This is a genomic window from Pyrobaculum calidifontis JCM 11548, from assembly GCF_000015805.1.
GTDB classification, from domain to species: domain Archaea; phylum Thermoproteota; class Thermoprotei; order Thermoproteales; family Thermoproteaceae; genus Pyrobaculum; species Pyrobaculum calidifontis.
Genome location: NC_009073.1, coordinates 111,001 through 126,957 on the forward strand (window position 1 = coordinate 111,001; position 15,957 = coordinate 126,957).

At 60.5% G+C, this 15,957-nt stretch carries 16 protein-coding genes and 1 pseudogene; 12 read left to right on the top strand and 5 right to left on the bottom strand.

All coding sequences use genetic code 11. The annotated features are described in order from the left end of the window. Positions 1-12: 12 nt before the first annotated feature. From carA to PCAL_RS00605, 3 genes and pseudogenes are all read left to right on the top strand, one after another. Positions 13-1,071 (top strand): annotated as a pseudogene (gene carA / locus PCAL_RS00595) (glutamine-hydrolyzing carbamoyl-phosphate synthase small subunit); the annotation flags it as partial. Continuing rightward, positions 1,058-4,135: a carbamoyl-phosphate synthase (glutamine-hydrolyzing) large subunit gene (gene carB, locus PCAL_RS00600; protein WP_011848809.1), complete on the top strand. Its 3,078-nt coding sequence runs from the start codon at positions 1,058-1,060 to the stop codon at positions 4,133-4,135. The pseudogene carA and the gene carB, both read left to right, overlap by 14 nt. Then, on the top strand, positions 4,129-4,923 hold the full coding sequence (locus PCAL_RS00605; RefSeq protein ID WP_011848810.1) for a RimK family alpha-L-glutamate ligase: 795 nt from the start codon (positions 4,129-4,131) through the stop codon (positions 4,921-4,923). The genes carB and PCAL_RS00605 overlap by 7 nt, the downstream gene beginning before the upstream one ends. On the opposite strand, the gene PCAL_RS00610 is transcribed toward PCAL_RS00605, so the two are convergent. Then, entirely contained in the window at positions 4,909-5,409 is a 501-nt protein-coding gene (locus PCAL_RS00610; protein ID WP_011848811.1) for a PaREP1 family protein, read from the bottom strand. The genes PCAL_RS00605 and PCAL_RS00610 overlap by 15 nt on opposite strands. Before the next feature lie 29 nt (positions 5,410-5,438). Beyond that, positions 5,439-6,410 (bottom strand): AIR synthase family protein, encoded by a 972-nt coding sequence (locus PCAL_RS00615; RefSeq protein ID WP_011848812.1) that lies wholly within the window; start codon positions 6,408-6,410, stop codon positions 5,439-5,441. 26 nt (positions 6,411-6,436) lie between these two features. On the opposite strand from PCAL_RS00615, the gene PCAL_RS00620 reads away from it, so the two are divergent. The 6 genes from PCAL_RS00620 (at position 6,437) to PCAL_RS00645 (ending at position 10,369) form a co-directional block, all read left to right on the top strand. Beyond that, positions 6,437-7,345, top strand: coding sequence for an aminotransferase-like domain-containing protein (locus PCAL_RS00620; protein ID WP_011848813.1), 909 nt, complete (start codon positions 6,437-6,439; stop codon positions 7,343-7,345). Then, positions 7,323-7,871, top strand: coding sequence for an endonuclease dU (locus PCAL_RS00625; RefSeq protein ID WP_011848814.1), 549 nt, complete (start codon positions 7,323-7,325; stop codon positions 7,869-7,871). The genes PCAL_RS00620 and PCAL_RS00625 overlap by 23 nt, the downstream gene beginning before the upstream one ends. A gap of 133 nt (positions 7,872-8,004) precedes the next feature. After that, the gene (locus PCAL_RS00630; RefSeq protein WP_011848815.1) at positions 8,005-9,099 is read left to right on the top strand and encodes a polyamine ABC transporter substrate-binding protein; all 1,095 of its coding nucleotides are present in this window, start codon (positions 8,005-8,007) and stop codon (positions 9,097-9,099) included. 41 nt (positions 9,100-9,140) lie between these two features. Then, positions 9,141-9,299, top strand: coding sequence for a hypothetical protein (locus tag PCAL_RS00635; RefSeq protein ID WP_193323058.1), 159 nt, complete (start codon positions 9,141-9,143; stop codon positions 9,297-9,299). 21 nt (positions 9,300-9,320) lie between these two features. Then, positions 9,321-9,842 carry a MogA/MoaB family molybdenum cofactor biosynthesis protein gene (locus PCAL_RS00640; RefSeq protein WP_011848817.1) on the top strand — a complete coding sequence of 174 codons (522 nt, stop codon included), beginning with the start codon at positions 9,321-9,323 and terminating at the stop codon, positions 9,840-9,842. After that, the gene (locus PCAL_RS00645) at positions 9,839-10,369 is read left to right on the top strand and encodes an SLOG cluster 4 domain-containing protein (protein WP_011848818.1); all 531 of its coding nucleotides are present in this window, start codon (positions 9,839-9,841) and stop codon (positions 10,367-10,369) included. The genes PCAL_RS00640 and PCAL_RS00645 overlap by 4 nt, the downstream gene beginning before the upstream one ends. On the opposite strand, the gene PCAL_RS00650 is transcribed toward PCAL_RS00645, so the two are convergent. Beyond that, on the bottom strand, positions 10,366-11,007 hold the full coding sequence (locus PCAL_RS00650) for a CPBP family intramembrane glutamic endopeptidase (protein WP_193322762.1): 642 nt from the start codon (positions 11,005-11,007) through the stop codon (positions 10,366-10,368). The genes PCAL_RS00645 and PCAL_RS00650 overlap by 4 nt on opposite strands. Here PCAL_RS00650 and PCAL_RS00655 point away from each other — a divergent pair, their 5' ends adjacent. Further along, positions 11,008-11,505, top strand: a complete 498-nt coding sequence (locus PCAL_RS00655; RefSeq protein ID WP_011848820.1) for a DNA replication complex GINS family protein — start codon at positions 11,008-11,010, stop codon at positions 11,503-11,505. Here PCAL_RS00655 and tmk read toward each other — a convergent pair. Both tmk and PCAL_RS00665 read right to left on the bottom strand, forming a co-directional pair. Then, positions 11,483-12,064: a dTMP kinase gene (tmk, locus tag PCAL_RS00660; protein ID WP_011848821.1), complete on the bottom strand. Its 582-nt coding sequence runs from the start codon at positions 12,062-12,064 to the stop codon at positions 11,483-11,485. The genes PCAL_RS00655 and tmk overlap by 23 nt on opposite strands. Before the next feature lie 28 nt (positions 12,065-12,092). Next, complete coding sequence (locus PCAL_RS00665; RefSeq protein WP_193322955.1) at positions 12,093-13,538, bottom strand: NAD(P)/FAD-dependent oxidoreductase; 1,446 nt, start codon at positions 13,536-13,538, stop codon at positions 12,093-12,095. 117 nt (positions 13,539-13,655) lie between these two features. On the opposite strand from PCAL_RS00665, the gene PCAL_RS00670 reads away from it, so the two are divergent. Then, positions 13,656-14,660, top strand: coding sequence for an adenylosuccinate synthetase (locus tag PCAL_RS00670; RefSeq protein WP_011848823.1), 1,005 nt, complete (start codon positions 13,656-13,658; stop codon positions 14,658-14,660). Further along, positions 14,657-15,883, top strand: a complete 1,227-nt coding sequence (purB, locus tag PCAL_RS00675; RefSeq protein ID WP_011848824.1) for an adenylosuccinate lyase — start codon at positions 14,657-14,659, stop codon at positions 15,881-15,883. Before PCAL_RS00670 ends, purB begins: the two co-directional genes overlap by 4 nt. Positions 15,884-15,957: the final 74 nt, after the last annotated feature.

Consider the following 15,957-nt stretch of genomic DNA (forward strand, 5'->3'; position numbering starts at 1 on the left):
TAAGGGGCGAGTAAGGCCTACCTCGTCCTTGAGGACGGCACGGTGTTTATAGGCAGGCACATTGGGGCAGAGAGAGTCGCGGTAGGCGAGGTGGTTTTTACCACCGCCGTGGTTGGATATCCACAAGCATTGACAGACCCCAGCTACAAGGGCCAGATATTGGCGTTCACCATGCCCCTCATCGGCAACTACGGCGTGTCGGAGGACCAGATGGAGTCGGATGGGATAAAGGTGGAGGGCGTGGTGGTCTTCGAGGCCACGGAGCCCAGCCACTACAAGTCCGCCATGTCTCTTGAGGAGTGGCTGGCCGCCTCCAACGTCCCCGGCCTTGCGCGGGTGGACACGCGGGCTTTGGCCCAGTTGCTCCGGGAGCACGGCGTCATGATGGGCGCCATGGGCCCCGCCAAGCCGCACGAGCTCGCCAAGGCGCTCCGCCGCTCTCCCAAGTACGAGGAGGCATCATACGTGGACCTCGTCTCTGTGAAAGAGCCGGTGGAGCTGGGCGACGGCAAGCTCTGCATTGGGCTTGTGGACTGCGGAGTGAAGAGGTCTATTGTGAGAGAGCTGTTGAAGAGGGGGGTTAGGCTGAGGATTGTGCCGTGCCGCCGCCCCGAGCTCGCCTACGACTGCGACGGCCTATTCGTCAGCAACGGCCCCGGCAACCCCAAGCTGTTGACCTTCCTCGCCGAGGAGATTAGGCAGTATGTGGAGTACAGGAAGCCTCTAATGGGCATATGCCTGGGACACCAAGTGGTGGCCATGGCGATGGGTGCCGAGATTTACAAGTTGAAGTTCGGCCACCGCGCCTCTAATAAGCCTGTGCGGGACTTAGCCTTCACGGGGAAGACCTACATCACTACGCACAACCATGGATACGCCGTGGACCCACGGGGCACAGAGCTAAAGGTGTGGGCAATTCAGCCGGACGACGGGACTGTGGAAGGGCTCTACCACGAGTCTCTGCCCATTTTAACGACACAGTGGCACCCAGAGGCCTCGCCGGGGGCCAACGACACTAAGTGGGTCTTCGACAAGTTTGTAAAACTCGTCGAGCGCCATGCCGGACATTAGAAAGGTCTTGGTAATAGGCTCGGGGGCCATTAAGGTGGCCGAGGCGGCGGAGTTCGACTACTCTGGCTCACAGGCGCTTAAGGCGTTTAAGGAGGAGGGGATTGAGACAGTGCTAGTGAACCCCAACATAGCCACGATACAGACCTCCAAGATTTTGGCGGACAGGGTCTACTTCATCCCCATCCAAAGGCCGTTTTTAGAGGGGGTTTTAGAGAAGGAGAGGCCTGACGCAGTTGCCTGCGGCTTCGGGGGCCAGACCGCGCTGTCAGCATGTGTAGAGTTAGACGAATCAGGCGCCTTGGCCAAATACGGCGTGAGAGTGATCGGCACGCCTGTGAGGGGGATAAGGAGGGCCTTGTCGCGGGACTTGTTCCAAAGGGCGATGAGGGAGGCGGGGATCCCCACCCCTCCCAGCAAGCCGGCGCGGTCGCCCGAGGAGGCTCTCGCGGTGGCGGCTGAGATCGGGTACCCCGTGGTGGTGAGAGTGAGCTTCAACCTCGGCGGCGCGGGGGCCTTTGTGGCAAAGACCGAGGAGGCGCTTAGGGCCAGGGTGTACAAGGCCTTTGCCCAGTCGGCCATAGGCGAGGTGTTGGTGGAGAAGTACTTAGAGGGGTGGAAGGAGGTGGAGTTTGAAGTGGTGCGCGACTCATACGACAACGTCGCGGCGGTGGTCTGCATGGAGAACGTGGACCCCATGGGGGTGCACACGGGCGACTCCATCGTGGTGGCGCCCTGCCTCACTCTGACCGACGAGGAGTACCAGAAGGCCAGGGACATCTCCATTGGGGTGGCGAGGGCGATTGAGCTAGTGGGCGAGGGGAACGTACAAGTGGCCGTCAACTACGCTGGGCCAGAGCAGTACGCCATTGAGACTAACCCGCGTATGTCTCGCTCAAGCGCCTTGGCCTCCAAGGCCTCTGGCTACCCCCTGGCCTACATAGCGGCTAAGCTGGCCCTGGGCTACCGCCTAGACGAAGTGTTAAACCAAGTGACCAGGCGCACAGTGGCTGCCTTTGAGCCCGCGCTGGACTACATAGTGGTTAAGCACCCCAGGTGGGAGAACGACCGCTTCGGCGTCGTGGAGGGGCTTGGCCCCGAGATGATGTCCATCGGCGAGGCCATGGGAATTGGGAGAACTCTTGAGGAGGCTTGGCAAAAGGCCGTGAGAATGATCGACATTGGGGAGCCGGGGCTTGTGGGCGGGAGAATGTTCGACGAGCTTACGCTGGAGGAAGCGGAGAGGTGTCTCGCCGAGTATAGGCCATACTGGCCCATATGCGCCGCCAAGGCCATGTACCTCGGCGTCCCCCTGGAGCGGGTCTATCAATACGTCAAAGTGGACAAGTTCTTCCTAAGGGCCATTCAGCGCGTGGTGGAGTTCTACAAGAGGATGGAGAGAGGCGAGGCGGATCTTGAGGAGGCGAAGGTGCTGGGCTTCTCCGACGAGCAGATCGCGAAGGCCCTCCGCATAGGCGTGGAGGAGGTTAGGAAGATGCGGAGGAGGCCCGTGGTGAAGAAGATAGACACGCTGGCGGGGGAGTGGCCTGCCGAGACTAACTACCTATACCTCACCTACGGCGGCTACTACGACGACGCGGCTCCCAAGGCCGACTTCCTCGTGGTGGGCGCAGGGGTGTTTAGAATTGGGGTAAGCGTCGAGTTCGACTGGTCCACGGTGAACTTGGCAGTGGAGCTGAGGAACCGCGGGCATAGAGTGGCCATCTTGAACTACAACCCCGAGACTGTCTCCACGGACTGGGACGTGGTGGACAAGCTCTACTTCGACGAGATAACCGTGGAGAGGGTGTTGGACGTTGTGGAGAAGGAGGGGGGAGACGTCGCGGTGGTGTTGTACGCAGGCGGCCAAATAGGCCAGCGCCTATACGTGCCGCTTGAGAGAGCTGGCGTCAAAATAGGGGGGACACGGGCCAGCTCTATAGACGCCGCAGAGGATAGGTACAAGTTCTCCAAGCTCTTAGACAAGTTGGGCATTAGGCAACCGCCCTGGTTCACGGCCACGTCGATAGACGAGGCGTTGAAGCTCGCCGAGGAGCTCGGCTACCCCGTCCTCGTGCGGCCGAGCTACGTGCTGGGCGGGACCTACATGGCCGCGGTGTACAGCCCCGGGGAGCTTGCCGAGTTTTTAACCAAGGCCGCCAAGGTCAGCGGGCGTTACCCCGTGGTCGTGTCTAAGTTCATGCCCTGGGGCATAGAGGCAGAGGTGGACGCGGTGTCAGACGGGCGTAGGCTCGTTGCTACGCCCATAGAGCACGTGGAGCCCCCCGGCGTCCACTCCGGCGACTCCACCATGGTCCTCCCCCCGAGGAGGCTGGGCGACTCGGCGATCAAGAAGATGATCGACGTAGTGCACTCGCTGGCCAGAGAGCTGGAGGTCAGGGGGCCTATGAACGTACAATTCCTCGTAAACGACGACGTGTACGTCATAGAGGCAAACCTCAGGGTAAGCCGCTCCATGCCCTTTGTGAGCAAGGCCACGGGGGTCAACTACATGTCCCTAGTGGCCGACGTGTTGACCAACGGCAGATTGGCCACAGACGAGGAGGTGGTGGCGCTTAGGCCCACTAAGTGGTGGGTCAAGTCGCCGCAGTTCTCCTGGTCTAGGCTCAGGGGGGCCTACCCCCGCCTAGGCCCCGTCATGTACAGCACGGGGGAAGTGGCCGCAAATGGGAAGACGTTTGAAGAGGCGCTCCTCAAAAGCTGGCTCTCGGCAACGCCAAACAAAATACCGCAGAAGACGGCCCTAGTCTACACCTACGACGAGAGAGATGCGGAGAAAATGAGACACGCCGCCTCTCTGCTCTCCACGAGGCTGGAGGTGTACAAGCCGGAGGAGTTGGGCGAGAAGGTGGTAGAGCTCCTCAAGTGGAGGAAGATAGACATAGTGATGACGAGCGGCTATACGCCCCAGAGAGACTACACAATTAGAAGAACCGCCGCAGACACTAACACGCCGCTTGTCCTCGACGCCACGCTGGCGGTGGAGTTGGCCAATGCCTTCCTCTGGTACTACAACGGCGGGAGGCTGGAGGTAGAGCCATGGTAGCACTAGCGTACGACGTGGTCAGAGAGGAGGAGAGGGCGTTGATAAAGGCAGCAGCGTCTCTGGGCGTGGGACTGAGGCTGGTGGAAATTGGCGACGTCCTCGTGCTAGACGCGTGGGAGCCAGATGTCTACCTAGTGCGCACCCTCAGCCACAACAAGGGGATAATCTTCGCGTCGGCTGTGGAGAGCCGCGGCGGCGTCGCTGTGAACTCCTCAGCCGCCTTAGCCACGTCGTGGAATAAAGCGCTTACGCTGACTAAGTTACTCGCCGCAGGGCTCCCAGTGCCCAAAAGCTTCGTCCTCTTCGGCAAGGCTCCCCTAGACGTGGAGGGGAGGAAGATTGTCAAAGCCGTGAGCGGGAGCTGGGGGCGGAAAGTGTCGCTGGTAACATCGCGGGAGGAGCTAGAGGTTCTCCTAAAGTCGGCAGAGGGCGAAGTGCTGTTGCTACAAGAGGCGGTGGGAACAGGCGAGGACATACGCGTGTTCGTAATAGGCGACAGGGCGGTGGCCGCCATGCGGAGAATTCCGCCAAGCGGAGACTGGAGAAGCAACGCAGCGCGCGGCGGCACTACACTGCCGCAACCCATAGACGGCGAGTTGGAAAAGCTCGCGGTAAAGGCCGCAAAGGCCGTGGGAGCCTACTACGCAGGAGTAGACATCCTAGTGGGCGACAGGTACTACGTCAACGAGGTAAACGGCATCCCAGAGTTCAAAGCCCTCATGAGAACCACCGGCATCGACGTAGCCAAGGAGCTCGTTCTAGCCGTCCACGAACTAGCCAAGAGGTGACTCAAAAACCCTCCTCTTCACCTCCTCGACGCCCTTCAATAGCCTCTCTATGTCCTCTTTCGCGTACTCGTCGCTGGGGTAGCGGCTGGATACGCCCTCTCTATCTGGGCCATTGTATTGATACTCATGTAAATTTAGCGCCACGTCTGTGTACATTAGGACATCGCGCCCAAACACCCTGGCTAAGACCTGCGCCACCGGCCTCACCCGGCTGGAGGGCATAAAGGCAATGACCCAGTCCACCTCGCTTATCCTAGCCCCGCTCCTCAGTCTCTTCATGCCGGTGTAGACCTTGGCTAACTCGTCCCTAGCCCTGGCCGCGAGAGCCGCCAACAAGGCCTTCCACGCTTGGTAGGCTCTCCCAGCGGCATTGCGTATGAGGCCCTCCTCTAAGAATTTAGCCGCCAACTCAGCCTCATAGCTGGCCTCTAAGAGCCTCGCCCTCATGTACCCAGCCTCGTTGCGCCAAGGCTTAACAAGCTCCACCCCTCTTTGTGGCTGGCTATTTTAAATCTTTAGAAGAGGGAGAAGAGTTTGTCTTCGACGTATGGCTCATGGATCTTCTCCCCGGAGATGTCCACTAGGTAGTCTGACTTCTCTACTACTCGGCCAATTACCGCGTGGGGGACGCCGAGGCCCCTAAGCTTGTTGAGGGCCGCGTCGAGTTGGTTGGGCGGCACTGTGGCGAGTAGGACGCCCGAGCTAAGGGTCTTCAAGGGGTCTATTCCAAAGGCTCTGCACAGCGCCTCTATCTCAGGCCTAGTCAACACGGCGCCTCTGTCCACTACTATGGAGACGCCCGATGCGTAGGCGATTTCCGCGAGACCCCCGGCCACGCCGCCCTCCGTGGGGTCGTGCATAGAAGTGGCGAAATCGGCCAGCGCCAGTGCCTCCCTTATCACCGAAATGTTGAAAGACTTGGCCGCCTCAACGGCGGACTTGTCCACCCCCCTGCGGACGGCCTCCTCTCCGAAGTCTGTTGCGAGTATAGACGCCGCCTCTTGCCCAGCGTACTTCGTCATAAGGACGTAGTCCCCCGGCCTCGCCCCGCCGGTCGTCACGTAGCGCCTCCCCACCCCCATCGCCGTGGCCACGACCACCGGCCTAGTAACCGCCGTGGTGACCTCCGTGTGGCCGCCCACCACCGCCACGCCAATTTCCCTCGCGGCCTCGTCTATCTGCCGCGCAATTTCGTCCAAATCGCCCTCGCCCGCCGCCGACGGAAGGAATATCGAAACCGAAAGCCACATGGGCTCCACCCCCCTCACCGCAACGTCGTTCGTGGAGACAAACACCGCCAGCCTGCCGACGAGTTTCACAGAGCCAGAGATGGGGTCTGTGTGGACGACCAAATAGGCGCCGCCCAGATCTATTATTGCCGCGTCTTCGCCGACGGCGGGGCCTACCACCACCTCTCTCCGCCACGCGCCGCGCCTAGCGAGCACCAACTGCCGGAGCAGTTGGGGATGTAGCTTTCCCACTTTCATTAAATATGCGTTTTTTCCACCTCTTAATGGACTTTTCTGGAAGCTGGCTGAAGGTAGAACCGGAGCTCGTGAAGTCGGTTCACAGAGCCGTGCTAGAGAAGTGGGGAGCCAAGGCGCTTCAATACACAGACCCCGCGGGGGCGCCAGAGCCGCGCCGGGCGCTCGAAGAGCTCGTAGGCGGGCTGGGGCTGACTGGGTTTAGGGCGTTTTTCACAAACGGCCTTGGAGACAGCCTAAGGATCCTTGCTTTTGCCCACTTGGAGAAGCCCTGCGTCCGCCTGGAGGACCCCACGTCGCAGGAGGCCCTCCGGGCCTTTGAACACTGTGCCGACTCGCGCCTGGCGTATATACAGCCCATTTGGCGCAACCCCGACGGCTACACCTACAGCGAGGATGAGATCAAGAGGGTGGCATCTGAGGTCCCGTTGGTGGTATACGACTTGACGTACGGCCTCCTCTCCGGCCGCAGAGTCCCCATCTACGGGTCTGCGGTGGCTGTGGCCTCTTTCCACGCTTTGTTCCCCGGCCTCGCCTTGGGGTTCATCGCGGCGCCAGAGGAGCTGTACGAAGTATACCTCGAATACGTGCAGTCGGCGTACCTCCACCCGCCCACCTATCTCCAGTACCTCTTCTACACGGCACTGAAGGAGGGGGCCGTTGGCGAAGTCTTCGCCTCCCTAAAAAGGCGGGCGCGGGCGGTCGAGGAGCTTCTCGGCGTAGTCGCCACACCATACTTCGCGTGGGTTGAGGCTAGGAATCCGGAAATCTTTTTAAAACACGGCGCCGTCCCTGGCGGTGAGTTCACAAGAAGGCGCAGACTCGGCAAATGCCTACGCCTGGGCCTCACTAGTGCGACAGAGGAGGAGATTGCCCGCTTCTTCTCCTCGCTTCCTCCAGAAGAACTTCAAGACGTTGGCCATTGCAGAGAGCTTTAAGGTTGAAGACGGTTTCTCAGTTCTGGCGGGGGTCGTGGCGAGGAGAGACGGCACGGTGGAGGCAGTGGCCGTGGACACGGCCACCGTGGGAGGCACAGACGCCACAGAGGCCGCTGTGCGAATAGCGGAGAGGCTCCTCAAGCCCGACGTGAGCATAATCATGCTGGACGGCTGTGTGGTGTCTTTCTACAACTGGATAGACGGCGAGGCGCTGTGGCGCCGCTTCGGCGTGCCAGTGGCATGCTACGTGTTTGAAGACCCCGAGGGCCGCGTCGAGGAGGCGGTGAAGAAGCTCTTCAAAGACTGGGAACTGAGGATTGAGGCCATTAGGAGGCTGGGCTGGCCGACGCCCTACTACACAAAGAGTGGGTACAAGATATACATCAGGTCCTGGGGCATTGACCCAGCAGACGCCGGGCGGGCCGCCGAGCTCTGCGCAAAATTCGGCAAATGGCCAGAGCCTATCCGCGTGGCGCAGCTGGTGGCAAGCGGAGTGAGAGAGTACCTAAGCCGCAGAAGCCGGTAAGCCAGGCCCGCCACGCGCACTCTGTTCGAGGCATTCCGCGCACTGCAGACGCCGTGTACAGCCTCTGCTGGCCACGGCGAGGTTGTGCGTCTGTTCACCATTAACGTTTAAAAGAGCCTGTAGATGCGCGCTTATGGTAACGAGGAGGAAGTTGCTCATAGCGGCTGGAGGTGCCGTGGTGGCGGTGGCGTTGGGAGCCATAGGCTTCTCCATGTTGCAACGGCCTAGGCTCGCCGTCTACAACTACTCTTACTACATAGACAAGGATCTGTTGAAGGAGTTTGAGAGGGAATTCGGCGTGGAGGTGATTTACAGAGAGTTCGAAAGCGGGGAGGAGGCCTACTCCGCCCTGCTCCGGGGAGGAGGGGGGTACGACCTCGTGGTTGTCCCCGACACGTATCTGAAAGATGTAATAGCGGGGGGCTACGTGAGAAAGATAGATCACGGCAAGCTCTCCAACCTTGGCAACGTCGCGCCTGAGTTTTTTGAGAATCCAAACGACCGTGGGCTTCAGTACTCCATCCCCTACGCCTTCGGCATCACGGGCTTCGCCGTCAACTACTACGCCATGAGGGGGGTGGACAGGCGGCTGGACAGCTGGTCCGACCTCTTCGACTTCGGCCTCTTGGAAAAGATGCGCGACAGAGTGGCCATGTTGGAGGAGTTCATAGAGCCCGTCATGGCGGCGAAGTATGCCCTCGGCATAGATCCAGACGACTGGAGCGATGCCGCGGTGAACAAGGTGGTAGACTTGCTCAAGCGGCAGAAGGACTACATAAGGGGGTACTTGGGCGTAAGCCAGATAGTGGACGCCCTAGCCGCCGGAGAGCTGTGGGTTTCCCAGATATGGTCTGGCGACGCCGCAACGGCCAGAGACAAATTTGTAAATTTAGCAGGAGAGGTCAATCGCGACAAGTTTGAATACGTCCTCCCAAGGCCCAAGACGCATAGGTGGGTAGACTTCATGGTGATCCCTCGCGACGCAAAAAACGTAGATGCCGCATACGCCTTCATAGACTTTGTCCTCAGGCCGGAAAACGCGGCTAGGATAACGCTGGCCTCTTACTACCCCACGGCGGTCAAGAAGCAGTTAGTGGCCAAGTACCTCCCTGCCGACGTGTTAGAGGACCCCGCAGTGTACCCGCCCGAGGGCGCTAACCTAATATACTTGAACTACACCAAGGAGCTCTTAGATGCAGTAGAGAGGATAAGGGCCGCTGTCAGATAAGCGCTACGGAGGATTTTTTAAATTGGATGTACGGCGTGTTCGTGGCGTTGGTGTTGGAGGTGTTGGGTCCTCACGCCTACGGGCTTTGGAAATATGGCGTAGGGCCCACCGACGACGTTGAGACAGCCATCGCCAAGCTGAGGGCCACAGCGCCGCACTTGGCCAAGTTCTTAAGCGAGGTGGCGCAGCGAAGGCTTTAAACAAGCTTTTTTCTCTCTTGCATGTCTCACGAGCTTCACAGAGCTCAGGGGCCTAAAAGCGCTAGGTTTTATGTCGTCACGGTCAGCACGTCGCGTTTTCAAGAGAAGGTGCGGGGCGGCTCTCCTAGGGACGAGTCGGGGGACGTGGCCGTTGAGATGATAACCTCAGCGGGCCACGCGGTGGTTGGACGCGACCTGCTCCCCGACGACGTGACGGCGATTAGGAAGAAGGCGTTTGAGCTCATGGCGAGAGACGACGTAGACATCGTGGTGTTCACCGGCGGCACAGGTTTGACGAAGAGCGACGTGACCATCGAGGCGTTGAGGCCCCTCTTCGAGAAAGAGATAGAGGGCTTCGGCGATGTCTTCCGCTTCTACAGCATACAAGAGGTAGGCACAGCGGCATTTTTAACGAGGGCCACGGCCGGCGTTGTAAAAGGCAAAGTGTTCGTCCTCCTCCCCGGCTCTCCCAACGCCGTCAAGACTGGCTTGAGGATACTGCTGGGGGAGGTCTCCCACCTCCTCTACCTAGTGAGGCAGTGAAGCAGATAGCTGTAGCCATCCACAGCGGCCGCGTAGAGGGGCTGGGCGAAAAGGCCGCAAAGTTCGTAGACGCCCTCGCCGAGGCGTGTCCAGACGCCGTACTGCTCGTCGGAGGATACTGGGGCCATATGGTAGACGTGGTAGACGCGGCGCTGAGGAGGGGGCTTAGGGTGGTGGTCTTCCTGCCCATGGAGAGGGAAGACGTGGCGCTCCCAAAGGGCGTAATAGTGGTTAGGACGGGTTGCGAGTTCCGGTGTAGGTCGGTTCAAATGGTGAGGTCTGCCGACGCGGTGGCAGTCCTCGGCGGCGGCGTTGGGACCATGATTGAGGCGCTCATGGCTTACGCCATGGGCAAGCCGCTCTTTGTCCTCGTCGGCACTGGCGCTTACAGCGATAGGTTGCGGGAGGCCTACCCGCGGCACTTCGACGAGAGAAAGGCCGTGGACGTGGTGTACGTAGAGAGCCCAGAGGAGCTGGCCCGGGCGGTCTGCGCGGCGGGGCCCGGCGTGGCGGCGAAATTTGGCTAAACGCCGCCGTGAGCCATGGCGAAGGCGATAAAGTTCTGTGTAAAATGTATCAACACGGAGGAGATTAGACCGTGTTTGTGGTATGCGTAAGCCAGCGCGAGGGAGATGACGAAGATGGGGAGGGCGCCGAGCCCTGGGCTGTGGAGCACTGCGAATAGCGCCGAGGACACGAGGTAGGCCGCGACTGTGCCGACCTTTCTTTTCACTTCCTCAAAGAGCATGCCGCGGAAGAGGGTCTCTTCCACCAGCGGTGCAAGGATAAGGGCTTGCGCTCCGACTGCAACAGTCCCGAGGGGACATGTGGCAGCTCTTGCGAAGAACTCGGCTTGTGCCCTCTGTAGCCGCTGGAATTCGGCCCCTATCGGCGGTATTGCGGCGATTAGTCCCGCGGCTATGAGGGCTAAGAAGTAAGCGGCGAAAGCAAGCGGGAAAGCTCTGCTTAACCTCCATTGGGTGAGTAGTCCAGCGGGAAGGAACGCGGCGTAGATCACTGCGCCTATGTAGAGGCCTAGGCAGATCGGCGGCTTGGCAAAGTACATGGCGAAGACGGCCGCCGTGAAGGCCAGCGGGATTGCCCACCGCAGTCGTAATACTTGGCTAACTCTTGCATCGTTTTTTAAGGTGGACACTAGTGGCATGTGTACCAGGGCATTTTAAACGATTATAGAGTGCGCGTGGTGTTTAAAAAGGACGTCGCTCTGCCCCTCCTCGGCGTCTCCTACAAGGCTAACACAGAGGCAGACCTGCCCCTCTACCTGGCCCTCAGCTTGGAGGAGGTGGGCGCGGTGGAGATCGACGAGGGGAGCCTAATCGCGCCTAAGGACGTGACGACGTATAAGTACATGGAGCAGAGGGAGACCTACCCCGTCCAGTTGCCCGAGGGGTTCTACGCCAGAGTGAAGCTCACTGTCCACGTGTTAAACAAGAGGGGGGACTCCAAGGGCGCGCGCGCCGTGGCGCAGGACCTGCGGGAGCTCCTCATTGAACGTGTCCGGAAGATAGCGGTTTTAGTGGCCACGAAGCCCGACGTAGTAAGCGACCAAGGCTTCTTAGAGAGGCTGACGCCCGAGGAGAAGGCCTTGTTGAACTCGATGTACGTCTCTATCTCCTCCTTTATCGCCGCAGTGATGCCATAGCTCTCTCAATAATCGCCACCACGTCTTTCGCCACCTCGCCCGCCGGCCTCCCGGCGTCTATCACGGGGTAGCCCTCTGCGCGGGCCCTCGTAAGGTAGATCTCTCGCACGCGTCTGAGGAACTCCACGTCTTCAAATTTCTCAAGTCTCTCCCTCGCCTTGATCCTCTTTATAGCCTCCGCCGGGTCCACGTCGAGGATTATAGTGAGGTGGGGCCTGGGCACTACGGAGTTTATGTACAGTATATACTCGATGGGCACCCCCGCCGCCCCTTGGTACGCGATGGAGGATTCTACATATCTCTCGGTTATGACTATATACCCCTCCCTCAGCTTGGGCTCAATCTCCCTCTTGTAGTGCTCAACTCGGTCTGCTGCGAAGAGTAGCGCATCGACGTGGGGATCCGCCGTGCCCCCCCTCAGCGCCCACTCCTTCAGCAACCTCCCAATGGGCCCGCCGCTGGGCTCCCTCGTGACGTAGACACGGGGCAGAGCCTTGGCCACCTCCGCTATCACCGTCGTTTTTCCACTGCCGTCTATCCCTTCTACTGCGATGAACACGTGCCCTCTCTGCGGGCTTTAAAAATCTCTACTGTTTCCCGCTCTGTAGGTACAGGAGTATGCCTCTAGCCGCTAAGACGCCCGTGGCGGCGGCCACGTTTATGCCCCGGGACAGCCCCGCGCCGTCTCCGGCGACGAATAGGCCGGGCACCGTGGTCATTAAGTTCTTGTCGACGGTGGGCCTGGCGGAGTAGTACTTAATCTCGGGAGCGTAGATCAAGGTCTGCGGGCTCGCCACGCCGGGGGCCAGCTCGTCCAGCTTCTTCAGCCCCTCAATTATGTCCTCCACTATGCGGTGGGGGAGGGCCAGGGATATGTCGCCGGGCGTCACGTCCTTCAGCGTGGGAGAGATGCTGGAGCGCCTAATTCTATCCCAAGTGGAGCGCTGGCCCCGCTCTAGGTCGTATAGGCGCTGGATGAGCGGCTTGCCGCCCCCCAGCTTAGTGGCAAGTCTCGCGATGGACTTCCCAAACTCTATCGTGTCCTCCATTGGGTCTGTGAGACGCAGAGTGACGAGGAATGCGAAGTTCGTGTTCTCGCTCTTCCGCTCGAGGTACGTCTCGCCGTTGACACCCACCGTCCCGTCTGAGTAAACCTCTTTCACCACGAAGCCGCGGGGGTTTGTACAGAAGGTCCTCACCTTGTCGTCGTACTTAGATGTGTAGAGAATCACCTTGGGGTCGTGCACGGCGTCTGTAAGCGGCTTCATGACGTGGTAAGGCACCTCCACTCTCACCCCAATGTCTATGGGGCCGAAGTCCAGCGAGGCCCCCAGCCTCTTGAGCTGGGCGACGAGCCACTCCGCCCCGCCCCTGCCCGGGGCCAGGAGGACGGCCCTCGCGTTTAAGACCCCTCTCGTCGTCTTGACGGTGAACAAGCCGTTGCCCCCCTTCTCCACCTCCAGAGCCCACGTGGCGTACATCACCGCGACGCCGGCCCCCTCGAGAAACTTAGTCATGTTCTCCACCACGGCCCTGGCGCCATCGGTGCCCATGTGCCTCTGGCGAATGGGGACAATTCTGGCGTTTACCCTGGCCGCAATGGCGGAGAGCTTGCCAATCAACTCCATCTGAGGCTCGTACACCTTGTCTGGTGCGCCGAATTCTACAAAGGTCTTGTCCACGTAGTTTATTAACTCCATGGCCTTGTCCCAGTCGCCAACCAGCTCGTGGAGGTCTCCCCCCACGTCTGGCCTCAGGTTTATCAAGCCGGAGCTGAGAGTCCCCGCGCCCCCTATCCCGTACATGATGTGGCAGGGGACGCAGAAGGTGCACTTCTCAAGGGGGGTCTGGAGGGGGCAGTGCCTCTGCGAGGCCCTATACCCGCCGTCGACGAGAGCCACGCGCAACCCCCCAGCCTTAGCCAGCTCCAACGCCGCGAAGAGGCCGGCGGGCCCCGCCCCGACGATTACCACGTCGTAGTCCCCCACGTACCTCTCAAGCGCCCTGAGGCGGGACAAATAAGACGTGACCACCTTTACCACTCGTTCTACGTAGTTTAAAAATGATCACTTGTACAAAGTACGAGAACCCACGCCTCCGGCTCGGGCCCAGTTAAGTAAATACATATATTCAGCCGATCTAGCGGCAAAGTGTTAACGGTGGTCGTCGACGGGTTTTTCGGCGATACGGGCAAGGGGAAGGTAGTGGCGTACCTCGCCTTGGCCGACAAGCCGGAGCTATGCGTCAGGACGGGTGCGCCTAATGCGGGCCACACGGTCGTCATCGGCGGCGAGGTGCATGTACTGCGGACGTTGCCCACCTGCTTTGTAAATCCCACGTCTAAGTTGGCAGTGGCGCCTGGCGCCTTGATAAAAGTGGACGTGTTTCTGTCGGAGGTTGAGAGGTATGGGAAGGGCAAGTCCTACGTCGACTTCAACACGGGCGTAATTGAGGACCGCCACGTGGAGGCCGAGAGGAGGGACGAGTTTCTGATGAAGACTGTGGGATCCACGGGGCAGGGCGTCGGCGCCGCCATGGTGGACCGGGTCCTGCGCCGCCTCCGGCTGGCAAAGGACGTGGAAGAGCTGAGGCCCTACCTCGCCGACGTGCCGTCTATGATTCACGAAGCGAGGGAGCGGGGGGTAGTGATAGAGGGCACCCAGGGCACCTTCCTAAGCCTCTACCACGGCACGTACCCCTACGTGACTAGCAGAGACGTGACGGCGAGCGGCGTCTTAAGTGAGGCGGGGGTGGGGCCCAAGGCCGTGGACGAGGTGGTGCTGGTCTTCAAGGCGTACGTCACGAGAGTGGGCGGGGGGCCGCTCCCCGGCGAGCTCCCGCCGGAAGAGGCCGAGAGGCGCGGGTGGGTGGAGAGGGGCGCTGTGACTGGGAGGCCTAGGCGGGCCGCGCCGTTTAACTTCGAACTGGCCAAGCGCGCCGTCCTCTTAAACACGCCGACTCAAATCGCGCTGACTAAGGTGGACGCGTTGTTCAAAGACGCGGCAGGGAAGACCAGGTGGCAAGACCTGCCTCCAGAGGCCAGGCGGTGGGTAGAAGAGGTGGAGGAGAGGCTGGGGGTTCCAGTCACGCTCATTGGCACTGGGCCTGAGCCTTGGCACATGGTGGACTTAAGGCGCGAGAAGGGGCGGCTGTGAAGCCGTCTCTCATCTCCCCCTTCGACTGGCGCTACGGCTCAGAGGAGGTCCGCGCCTTGTTCACGCCGCAGGCCTTTATAGACGCATACGTCGAAGTGGAGCGGGCGCTGGTCTGCGCGCTGGAGGAACTGGGCGTGGCCGAGAGGGGCTGTTGCGAGGCGGTGGGCAAGGCGTCTGTGTCAGCGGAGGAGGTCTACGAGTTGGAGAAGAAGACGGGCCACGACGTGTTGAGTCTCGTCTTGCTCCTCGAGGAGAAGAGCGGCTGCCGCTTTGTCCACTTCGGCGCCACTTCCAACGACGTGATAGACACGGCGTGGGCACTCCTTGTGAGGCGCGCGCTGGGGCACATAAAGAGGAAGGTTAACGCAGTCGGCGGAGAACTTGCCTCCCTCGCCGCGCGGTATAGGCGGCTGGAGATGGTGGGGAGGACCCACGGCCAGTGGGCCGAGCCCATTACCCTCGGCTTCAAATTCGCCAACTACTACTACGAGCTACACATCGCCTGCCGCCTCCTCGCCCTGGCGGAGGACTTAATGAGGGCCAAGCTGGGAGGCGCAGTTGGGACAATGGCCGCCTGGGGGGAGCTGGGACCCGCGGTGAGGGAGAGAGTGGCCCAGCGGCTCGGCCTGCCCTACCACCCCATCTCGACTCAAGTAGCGCCCAGGGAGACATTCGCCGTGTTGGCCTCTGCGCTGGCCGTGCTATCCTCGGTGTTTGAGAGACTGGCCGTGGAGGTGAGGGAGCTCTCTAGGCCGGAGATAGGCGAGGTGGTGGAGCGCGGCGGGGGGTCAAGCGCCATGCCCCACAAGGCCAACCCGACGACCTCTGAGAGGATAGTCAGCCTAGCCCGCTACGTCCGAAGCCTCGTCTCCGTAGCGCTTGAAAACGTGGCTCTGTGGCACGAGCGGGACCTCACAAACTCGGCAAATGAACGCGTGTGGATACCCCAGGCCATTTTAGCCGTAGACGAAATCCTGGACTCCGCCGCCCGCCTGCTAAAGTCTATCCACGTAGACGAGGGGAGGATTAGGGAAAACCTAGAGAAGGCCTTGCCGTACATCCTCACCGAGTTCCACATGAACCGGATGATCAAGGAGGGGCTCCCCCGCGCAGAGGCCTACAAAAGGGCCCGCGAGGTGAGGGCAATAACCTTCGACTACCAAAAGTGGCCCATCGACAAGCTCATCGACAACGCGCTTTCGCTGCCCCTGTGCCAGCAGTAGGCTGACGCAATTGTCACGCCGCTTTCCTCCCGAGGGTTCACTGGCGAAAGGCGTCGTAGATAGTAGTACCCGGA